The sequence below is a fragment of the Marinitoga sp. 38H-ov genome, assembly GCF_011057715.1.
GTDB lineage: Bacteria > Thermotogota > Thermotogae > Petrotogales > Petrotogaceae > Marinitoga.
The window spans coordinates 20,453-31,353 of the sequence record NZ_LNGH01000019.1 but is presented as its reverse complement, the minus strand read 5'-3'; the positions used below and the strand labels follow the sequence as shown (position 1 = coordinate 31,353).

General features: G+C 28.2%; 11 protein-coding genes. 10 read left to right on the top strand and 1 reads right to left on the bottom strand.

The annotated features are described in order from the left end of the window. The 10 genes from AS160_RS06615 to AS160_RS06570 form a co-directional block, all read left to right on the top strand. On the top strand, positions 1-1,351 hold a 1,351-nt coding region (locus tag AS160_RS06615; protein ID WP_165146695.1), incomplete at its 5' end, for a flagellar hook-length control protein FliK. Next, entirely contained in the window at positions 1,344-2,000 is a 657-nt protein-coding gene (locus AS160_RS06610; RefSeq protein WP_165146692.1) for a flagellar hook assembly protein FlgD, read from the top strand. The genes AS160_RS06615 and AS160_RS06610, both read left to right, overlap by 8 nt. Before the next feature lie 23 nt (positions 2,001-2,023). After that, positions 2,024-4,669, top strand: a complete 2,646-nt coding sequence (locus tag AS160_RS06605) for a flagellar hook-basal body complex protein (protein ID WP_165146689.1) — start codon at positions 2,024-2,026, stop codon at positions 4,667-4,669. A gap of 52 nt (positions 4,670-4,721) precedes the next feature. After that, a complete protein-coding gene (locus AS160_RS06600; RefSeq protein WP_165146686.1) occupies positions 4,722-4,925 on the top strand; it encodes a flagellar FlbD family protein in 204 nt (67 codons plus the stop codon). Further along, the gene (locus tag AS160_RS06595) at positions 4,926-5,696 is read left to right on the top strand and encodes a motility protein A (RefSeq protein WP_165146683.1); all 771 of its coding nucleotides are present in this window, start codon (positions 4,926-4,928) and stop codon (positions 5,694-5,696) included. A gap of 5 nt (positions 5,697-5,701) precedes the next feature. Continuing rightward, complete coding sequence (locus AS160_RS06590) at positions 5,702-6,583, top strand: flagellar motor protein MotB (protein ID WP_165146681.1); 882 nt, start codon at positions 5,702-5,704, stop codon at positions 6,581-6,583. Between the two features lie 12 nt (positions 6,584-6,595). Continuing rightward, positions 6,596-7,141: a flagellar basal body-associated FliL family protein gene (locus tag AS160_RS06585; RefSeq protein ID WP_165146679.1), complete on the top strand. Its 546-nt coding sequence runs from the start codon at positions 6,596-6,598 to the stop codon at positions 7,139-7,141. Positions 7,142-7,155: 14 nt separating this feature from the next. Next, positions 7,156-8,184, top strand: a complete 1,029-nt coding sequence (fliM, locus tag AS160_RS06580) for a flagellar motor switch protein FliM (protein WP_165146677.1) — start codon at positions 7,156-7,158, stop codon at positions 8,182-8,184. 13 nt (positions 8,185-8,197) lie between these two features. After that, entirely contained in the window at positions 8,198-9,511 is a 1,314-nt protein-coding gene (gene fliY / locus AS160_RS06575) for a flagellar motor switch phosphatase FliY (RefSeq protein ID WP_165146675.1), read from the top strand. Continuing rightward, the gene (locus AS160_RS06570) at positions 9,508-10,146 is read left to right on the top strand and encodes a hypothetical protein (RefSeq protein WP_165146673.1); all 639 of its coding nucleotides are present in this window, start codon (positions 9,508-9,510) and stop codon (positions 10,144-10,146) included. The genes fliY and AS160_RS06570 overlap by 4 nt, the downstream gene beginning before the upstream one ends. Here AS160_RS06570 and AS160_RS06565 read toward each other — a convergent pair. Beyond that, positions 10,132-10,869, bottom strand: a complete 738-nt coding sequence (locus AS160_RS06565) for an MBL fold metallo-hydrolase (RefSeq protein WP_165146671.1) — start codon at positions 10,867-10,869, stop codon at positions 10,132-10,134. The genes AS160_RS06570 and AS160_RS06565 overlap by 15 nt on opposite strands. Positions 10,870-10,901: the final 32 nt, after the last annotated feature.

Below are 10,901 nucleotides of genomic sequence, written 5' to 3'. Positions count from 1 at the left end.
TTCTGAATTGGTTAATATCGCTAGAAATTTAAATAATAATAATTCTAACTTGAAAGAGTTAGTTAAGTTCATTAATGATAATCAACTTTCTCTTCCTTCTGAATTGGTTAATATCGCTAGAAATTTAAATAATAATAATTCTAACTTGAAAGAGTTAGTTAAGTTCATTAATGATAATCAACTTTCTCTTCCTTCTGAATTGGTTAATATCGCTAGAAATTTAAATAATAATAATTCACCATTTTATGAAAAAAATATGTTTAAAACTAAAAATATTTTTAAACAAAATAATTTAAATAAGATAATTAATAATACAAAAAAAGAGAAAAAAATAATTATATCAAAAGATATTATAAATAATATTAATTCTGAAAATATAATTAAATTAAATTTATCTAATGAATTAATAGTTTTTCTTTCTAAAAACACTAATAATTTCATAAAATTAAATAATTTTACTAATAAATTTTTTGCTAAAAATAAACTTAATTTTAATAAAACACCTCTTAAAAATGTTTTCGAAAATAAAATAAATAAATTTATAAATAGTTCCGAAAATGAAAAAAATATATACTCTGATAAAAATATTACTATAAAAATTTCTAAATATAACAATTTTAATTTAAAGGATTTACTAGAAACTACATCGAAAAATATATCAGAGTATAAAAATGTTAAAAAATATTATAATCAAAATCTCCATGTAATAGTCGAACCAAAAAAGAGAAATATAAATATAAAAAATATATTTAAACAGTTAGATTCAATCATTTATAAAATTGAAAAAAAGAATAGTAATAAAACAAAAAACGTTGTGTATTTAAATAAAAATAGAAATATTAATAATTATTATAACAAGATTGATTTTTTACATCCTTCTATAAATACTGTTAATATTAATATCCAAAAAAATAATATAAAAACATTATCTATAAAAGATTTTATATCAAACATTAACAATACTATAGAAAAAATAAATAATGTTCCAAAATACTTTGAAAGAACAATTTTTAAAATAAACCCTCCAGATTTAGGAAATTTAGAAGTTACAATTATTAAATCTCAAAAATATTTAAAAATAGAATTTAATTTAGAAAATATTGATAATAAAGCGGAATTAGAAAAAAGAATTGAATCTTTATTAAATAGTTTTAAAGATAATTTTGATAAAGTAGATTTTACAATAAAAAGCGAAATGAATAATAATGATGAAAATAAAAATGAAAGTAATAAAAATAATGATGAAAACAATACAAACTCAAACGATGATAACAAAGAGAATGAGGATAAAAAAAGGAAAAATAATAGAAATGATTTTATAAAATATTTGAGAGGTGAATATAATGATTAACGGAATAAACGCCTTTAATTCTTTTTCTTCAACAAATATTAACAATGAACCAAAAAAAGAACTTGATAAAGAGGCTTTTTTAAAAATTCTAATGACCCAATTAAAATATCAAGACCCTACAAATACAATGAATGACAAAGAGTTTATTTCGCAAATGTCTCAATTATCTTCAACAGAACAAATTATGAATATGAGTAAATCTTTTCAAAACATGGTTTCATCGCAAATGAATTTATTTAAAGTTCAAGCATCAAATCTTATTGGAAAAACTGTAGTTGTTGAAAATAATAAAATTAACCTTACTGGTGGATTTTCTGATGCTATTATATATAATCTTGATGAACCCACAAAGGTATATGTCGATATATATGATAATAATGAAAATTTAATTTTTACAAAAGATTTAGGAATCCAAGAAGAAGGAATGAAAACTTTTAATTGGGATGGAATAGGGAATAGTGGCGTAAAACTATCTGATGGTGAATATAAATATGATGTATATACATATAAAAATGGAGAAAAAATCAAAATTGGTGGATTAGATGGAGGAAAAGTTGATGCTGTTCAATTTGAAAATAATAATTTTTATGTTTTAGTAAATGGGCAAAAATATAGCACAGAAAAAATAATAGAAATATCTGAAATATAAAAATAATATAGGAGGAGATTAATATGTTAAGAGCTATGTTTAGTGGCCAAAGTGGATTGAAAAATTTCCAAACTGAATTAGATGTAATAGGTAATAATATTTCAAATGTTAATACTGTTGGTTATAAAACTTCCCGAGTAACCTTTCAAAATACATTATCACAAACGTTAAGCGAAGCTAGAGGTTCCGATAATCAATATGGCGGAATTAATCCTATTCAAGTTGGATTAGGCTCTAAAATTGCATCAATTGATAAAATAATGACTCAAGGTACTTTGCAAAATACAGGTAATAAAAGTGATATGGCTATAAAAGGTGATGGTTTTTTTGTTCTTTCTGATGGTTTATCTAAATATTTTTCTAGAGCAGGAAATTTTACTTTAGATTCTGAAGGACATTTTGTAAATCCTTCAAGTGGTATGAAATTACAAGGTTGGAATGCAAAAATAACAGATACCGGAAAAAGATATATTGATTCTAATGAGTCTATACAAGATATTACAATATCTCCTAATTTAGTAATGGAAGCTAGAGAAACAACATTTTTAAATCTAGCTGATAATTTGAATTCAGATGTTGGAATAAAGGAAACCACATTAACTATTAAATCTTCTTCAGGTGATGTTGTTCCAGTAAAATTTTCTTTTGAGAGAATAATGTCAGAGCAATATAAAGATAGAATTGTATATAGATGGCATGCAGAAACAGTTGATCCTGATAAAAATTACGAACTATTAGGTGGAAGTAACTATGGTGAAGTAGAATTAGATCAAGTAGGAAATGTTCTAAGATGGTCAAATTATCCTGGACATATTGTAAGAGCAAATCCAACAAATAACTTTAATTCTTCATTCCCCGCAGGATCGAGAATAGATATAGGTAAAAATGGTATAGAATGGCCATTAAGAGCTTATGGAGACATTTCAGTTTCTGATGCAAATGGAAATCCAATAAACTTATTATCTCAAGATGATGATGATGGAAGCGGTGCAATAAATTCATCAGATAGACCCGATATATTATTATATAGAGATGCTACAAATCCAAATCAAGTAACAATAGAGGTTTCTGATGATGCTGGAACTACCTATACCGGAACAATTACTACAGATGGCACATTCTATGATTTAAACAGATTATTCGCACAAGGCGTTACATTAAATGATGGAGCTGGAAATGAAATTGTGTTAAAAAATCTTTTCCTCGATTCTGGAATTTCCGAATCTGTTGCTTTATTACCTGTTGGTCAAGCAAATGCATTATCAATAGAATTATATCAATCTTCTTCGGATGAAGAAACAGAATGGGGACTTGATGGAATTTACATGACTGATACTAAGGGAGAATTAATACCAAAATATCAAGATGAGGACAATAGATTACAATTAACAGATGGTACTAATCAAAGAGATGTTAAATTTTTAGGCGGTATTTCATTAAAAGATAGTCAAAATAATGAAGTATTTTACGATCCAAGAGATATTTCTTTTAGTGTAGATGCAACTGGTAATGTAACTATAACATTAAAAGTTGAAGAAAGCGGATCATTAAAAACCGTTGTTTTTACAGATTCTGATGGAGATAATACATCTGCTGATACCGTTGAAGAGTTTAACTCAAAAATGGAAAGCGGCTGGAAATCTTCTGATGGAAAATATACAATATCTGGCTTATCAATAATAGAAGCAAATGCATCAGATACTTTTGTTTCAACTACAGCAAATGCTAGCGGAGAAGCTACCGAAGCAGGTACAGTCAGATATATTGCAGCGAAAAAAGTAATTCAAACTCCAGTATCTGGAGAATTAAGACTTATTGATACTGAAAATTCACAAAATTATAAGGTGGCTGAATACGAAAATCCAAACGTTGTAGTGTCAACTAAGATATATGATTCATTAGGAAATGATTATGATATAAATATAAAATTTTCTAAAATTTCTGATAATACTTGGTATTGGAAGGCAGAAACAACTGATGGTCAACCTCTATATAAAATTACAGAAGATGGTACTAACACTTCCGATCCTGCTGAAGGAGTAATTGCTTTTGATGGTAAAGGTCAATATTTATCTTCAAGATGGAGATTAGATTCTGTCGGTTATGTTGACTATAACACTTCTGATAATGATAATGGTGCAATAGGTTTTTGGTTTGATCCAGCAAGAACCGGCGAATCTCCAAATGAAAGAGTTGCTCCTGCTTCTGTTGCGGCTGCTGGACCTGTAAAAGTAAGTTTAAATATGTATGATTTAACTCAATTTGCCGCTTCAAATTCTGTTAATATATCTGATCAAGATGGTAATGCAAAAGGCGTGTTACAAAACTTCACAATAAATGATTTAGGAGAAGTGTTAGGGATTTTTTCTAATGGAAAATCTGATTTAATTGCACAAGTTGCCGTAGCAAAATTTACAAATCCTAGTGGATTATTAGATATGGGGAATTCATTATTTTCACAAAGCGAAAATAGTGGATTGGCTAAGATAGGAGCTTTCGGCGAAGAAGGAGCCGGCACATTAGTATCTGGAGCATTAGAAATGTCTAATGTTGATTTATCTGAAGAATTTACTAAAATGATTACAGCTCAAAGAGGTTTTCAAGCTGCAGCTAGAGTTATTACAACATCAGATCAAATTCTAACCGAACTTGTAAATCTTAAGAGATAATTACTAAGATAGGCCCAAGCCTATCTTAGTTTCCTCAAATGGAGGTATAAAAATGATAAAGTTAACAAATTTGGGAAATAAAGAATTTTATATAAATCCCGATATGATCGAAAAAATAGAAGCAAGACCTGATACTACAATTATTTTAAATAATGGTCATATATATATTGTAAAAGAATCTATCGAAGAGATCATAAATGAAATAATTGAATTTAGAAGTAAAATATTTTCTCTTGGATTTAAAAGAGGTGATTAGATGGATATTTCTAGTTTAGCGGGATTAGGTTTAGCTATAGCTGCTATTATATTAGGAGCTGGATCGAGTATTGGATCATTAGTTGATATACCTTCATTTTTTATTACTGTTGTTGGATCGCTTGGAGGTATGTTTATTGCAGCCCCAAAAGATATATCTTTTAAGTTTTTTCAAGCTATAATGATGGGAATAAAAGAACCTCCAATAGATTCTGTAGAAATATTAAAAACATTATATTCTTTTGCAGAAAAAGCGAGAAGAGAAGGGCTTATTTCATTAGAAGCTGATTTAGAAGGACTGGATAATGAATTTATGAAAGATGGTCTTCGTGCTGCTGTAGACGGTACAGATCCTGAGGAGATTAGAAAAATATTAGAAATAAAAATGGAATTATTCGAAGCTGAACAAGGAAAGTGGGCAGGGGTTTTAAATACATGGGGAACATTAGCTCCAGCATATGGAATGATAGGTACTTTGATTGGATTGGTTTTAATGTTAGGTACATTAAATGATCCTACAACTATTGGTCCTAAAATGGCTATAGCTTTAATTACAACATTATATGGTGCTTTGGTTGCTAATATACTTACTCTTCCTATTGCTGAAAAAATAAACAGAAGAACTGCTTTACAAGTAAACCTTTTGAGAATGATAACTGAAGGAATATTGTCAATTGTTTCTGGTGAAAATCCTAGACTTATGGAAGAAAAGTTAAAAGCATTTTTATCTCCGGGAGAAAAACAAAAATATGAATCAGAAAAAGAAGGGTGATTTAAATGGCTGACAAATGTAAAAAAGACGATGGGCCACCACCACCAGCTGGATGGCTGGCAACATTTAGTGATTTAAACTCGTTATTAATGACTTTTTTTGTTATGTTATTTTCTATGTCATCAATATCTCCTGGAAAATTCCAACAAGCTGCAGTGAGTTTTAGAAGCCCTTTTAGCGGAACACCTCCCAGTGTTTTAACCGGAGGAAGAAGTTTATCAGAAGAAAGTTTAATAACATCTAATCCAGGTATAAGAGTTGAACTTTTCAGACTTCAGGACGATCCAAAATATAAAGGAAGAATATCTATAGAAGAAAATGATAAAGGTACTATTATAAAAATGCAAGATATGGCTTTTTTTGAACCTGGTAGTGCCAAATTAACATCTGATGCAAAAGAATTGTTATATAAATTAGGTATAATATTATTGGAACACTCTAATAATACAATTGAAATTTATGGATATACAGATGATAGATTACCTTCTAACACATCTATTTACCCATCTAACTGGCATCTTGGAGCTGCACGTGCAGCAAGTGTAGCTAGGTTCTATGCAGAAGAAATGAAACAAAAAAGGACTCTAGAGAGGTTAGCTGAAGTTAGAGAGGGTAAATTTAATCCAGAATATTATTATAATGCAGAAAGATTTTATCCTATTGCAGTTGGTGACGTCCTAATAAAAAAAGAAATAGAAAATCTTAAATCTACAATTGAATCAAAAAAAACTTTATTAAAAAATGACTTCGAAAATGGCAAATTAAACATTTCAGAATTACACCAAAAAGAAAAAGAATTAAATTTAGAATACAATAATACTTTAGAAGATTTAAGAAATAAATTTAGAAGAATTGACTTATTAATATTAAGACAGCGTTTAAGATAGAGAGGTGACATTATGGCTGATGAAGAAGTAAAAAATGAAGAAATAGTTGAAGAAAAAAAAGGCCCCAATATTATGTTATTATTAATAATTGCTATTGTAGTTTCCGTTGTATTGTCCGTTGGTGGTGCTTTTTTTCTTATTAACATGCTTGGGAAAAACATTGTTCAACAAGCACAACAACAAGCACAACAACAAGCACAAGGTGTTACACAAAGTGTTCAAATTGGTTTAGCAGAAATTATAAGACAAGGACAACAAAGACAATTTATGCTCAAAGGTGGAAATGAAATTGCTATTGTCAACGCATTACAATTAAAAGTTGGTAGCGATGAATGTAGAGCTGCAGCTGCTGAGTATAGTGTGGAAATATTAGAAGCTATTGGATTAATTTTTATTACAAAAAGTAGAGAAGATCTAACTACTGTCGAAGGAAGAGAAATATTAAAAAATCAGATTAAAAACGCTGTTAACGAAATAACTGGATTTGTCGGAGAAAAAGAAAAGTTTGGTGTTATTCAAGTTATAATTGATATAGTTGTTATAACATCAGCCTATTAAAAGGTGGTGAAAATATGCCTCCAGAAAATGAAACTTTATCCCAAGAAGAAATAGATGCGTTATTGCATGCCATGGAGGCTGGGTCATTATCAGTTTCCAACGTAGATGAAGAAGAAGATATAATGGCTAATGTTCGGGAATATAATTTCCGAAGGCCAATGAAATTTTCTAAAGAACAATTAAGAACCTTACAACTTATACACGAAAATTATGCAAGGGATGTATCTACTTATTTATCCTCAAGAGCTCGTTCATATGTTAATGTAACTTTTGCAAGTGTTGACCAAATAACTTTTAGTGAATTTCAACAATCTTTAACTAGTCCAACATTTATTTCTATTTTTTCAACAGATATTTTACCAGGAAGTGCCGTTTTCCAAATGGGATTAGATATTGGTTATGTTTTAGTAGATAAACTATTAGGCGGACCCGGTATACCTTTAGAGACTTTAAGAACACCTACAGAATTAGAACTTTCCATTTTAAGAAAAGAAGGTTTATCTTTAATCAAAGCATTAAGTAAAGCATGGGCAACTATTGTACCATTTGATACAATATTAGAAAAAACTGAATTTAATCCGCAATTTGTTCAAATAGCGGCACCAAATGAAATGACTGTATTAATTACATTATCAATAAACTTTAAAGATATTCAAGGTTTTATCAATGTTTGTTGGCCTTCATCATTACTGGAACCTATAAATGAAAAGTTAACAACCAGACTTTGGTCTCCAGATAGGAAAACAACCCCTAAACAATTAGAAAAACTTAAAAATTCTGTTTTAATGACTAAAGCAGAAGTTAAAGCTGTTCTAGGCGAAACTACAATACAACTTGGAGATTTTTTAAATATAGATATAGGTGATGTTATTAGATTGAATTCATTTAATGATGAACCGATAAATATAAATATACAAGATACCCCTGTTTTTAAAGGTACCCCTGGAACATATAAAGGGCATTTTGCTGTAAAAATTGAAAAAGAAGATCCCGAATTGCTAGAAAAAGTTATTGTAGAAAAATACTTATCTAGCCTTGAATAGTGGAGGTGTAATAATGTCAGATGAATTCTTATCTCAAGAAGAACTAGACGCTTTGCTACAAGGTTTAACTCAAAACGATGATAATCCTTCATCAAATGCTGAACAAAATAATCTAAATATTGATCCAATAATATTGGACTTAGTGGGTGAAGTTGGAAATATAGCTATGGGAGCTGGAGCTACTACTTTATCTACTTTATTAAAAAGAAAGGTTGATATATCAAGCCCTGAATCTTTAACTTTATTAAAATCTGAGATAAAAAATCAATTTGATGGAAAGTATTTGATAATATCCATAAATTACAAAGATGGATTACACGGAACAAATTTCTTTTTATTTCCAGTATATATATCTTCTATAATAGCCGACCTTATGATGGGTGGAACCGGAGAGAATGTACCTGAAACATTTGATGAGATATCTATAAGCGCTATGGCAGAAGCCATAAATCAAATGATGGGTGCTGCAGCTACATCATTATCAGAATTTTTAAATACTAAAGTTGATATAACACCTCCACAAGTAGAAGTTTTAGACTTTAACGACCCAAATGTTTCATTTCCTCCAGATTTAGAGGATGCTCCAGAAACTATAATTGGTATAAAATTTAAATTAAAAATTCAAGGTTTAAAAGATGGGGAAATGTGGCAATTTGTCCCAATTGATATAGCTAATAGTATTAAAGATAAAGTTTTAGCTGCTCAAAATGTAAATGTGGAAAATAATAACTCAGAACAACCTACGCAACAGCCTATGCAACAGCCTATGCAACAGCCTATGCAACAACCTACGCAACAGCCTATGCAACAGCCTATGCAACAGCCTATGCAACAGCCTATGCAACAGCCTATGTATCAACCTATGTATCAACAACCTATGCAACAACCTATGTATCAACAACCTATGCAACAACCTATGTATCAACAGCCTATGCAACAGCCTATGTATCAACAGCCTATGCAACAACCTATGGGATATATCCCAAAAGAACAACAAGTTAATATTCAACCCAAAACATTTGGTGCTATTAGTGGACAAATGGTTGAACCTACAGAAAATATTGATTTAGATAAATTACAACTACTTTTTGATATTCCTTTAAATGTATCTGTTGAACTTGGAAGAAGAAAATATTCATTAAGAGATATACTAAATTTCCATCAAGGCTCAATGATTCAATTAGATAAATTAGCTGGTGAACCTGTAGACATTTATGTAAATGGAAGATTAATTGCCAGAGGAGAAGTTGTAGTTATCGATGAAAACTTTGGTGTTAGAATAACTGAAATAGTTTCATTAGAAGAGAGGTTAAGAGCATTAAAATGAAAAAAATATATACAACAAAAATTTTTACAATTTTATTTTTATTATTATTTATTGTCTCATATCCAAACGAAAATATAGTAAACTTATTTTCTAATTATTCAAAATTACCACAAATTTTAATAAAATCAGAAATGCTTTTTGAGGTAGATTCTACTCCTACCTCTATTTCTTTTGATTTATATATAGATAATATGAAATATTTTTATTTTAAAATACATAAACCGTCTATTTTATCAGAAATAGATTATTATTATGATTTACATAATAATAAATTTTATACTGATTTAAAAGAAGATATTGATGCATATGATAATATAAATAACAATTTGAAAATATTCAAAGATTTTATAAGTATTTTATCTATAACCTATTCACAAGATAAATTTTTTATAAAAACATTTGAAGAAAATAATAATATAATTTATTATTTTTACCCAAAATCTAAAAATGCTTTACGTTTCTTAGGAATAGATTATACACAAATGTATATATATTTTAAAAAATTTGAAGATATTTATTATTTAGAAAAAATTAAATTTGTAAATTCTAATAACAAAAAAAGGGTTATAGCTAACATAAGCATAACCCCTTATAACACAGATTTTATTAAAAAGCATTTACTAGAAATTCAATAATAATTCTGGATATTTATAATTCTTATAAATTTTAATTATTTCTTCATTTCCGTTTTCTTTAAATATTTTTAAATATTCTAATTGATTCTTTATCAATTCTATTCCACCAGGCTTTCCATGACCTGGAATTATTTTTTTTATATTTTGATTTTCTAATTCAGACAATATTTTTATCCAATTATCTATATTTGCCTCATTTATTTCCGAATGAACTCCCGAAACAATTAAATCACCAGATATTAAAATGTTTTCTGGATAAATCTTATAAATTGTTGAGTCTTCAGTGTGTCCTCCTAAATTTATTCCACTAATAATTGTTTTTGATGATGTATTCATATTATCATTTCTAAAAACATTAAACTTGCATTTGGATAATTTTCCTTGTAATTCAGAAAAATCGTATTCTGATTCTTTAGATATTTTATTTAAGACATTTTTTTCATATTCAAATAATTTTATCAATGTTTTTTCAGATAATATAATTTCTAATCCACCATGAAAAATAGCTCCAAAAGAATGATCTGGGTGGTGATGTGTTAAAAATATTTTTTTAACTGGTTTCTTTGTTCTTATCTGAACCAATTCTATAATTTTTTTTAATTTTTCAGGATAAAGCGAAGAATCTATCAGAACAACTTCTTCATTAAGTTCTATTGCAGTAATATTACTTGCAAAATTTTCAAACCAAAATACTAATATTTTTTTATCTAATACTTCTAGCATTATTACTCCTCCTTATAATTGTTTCATTTTAT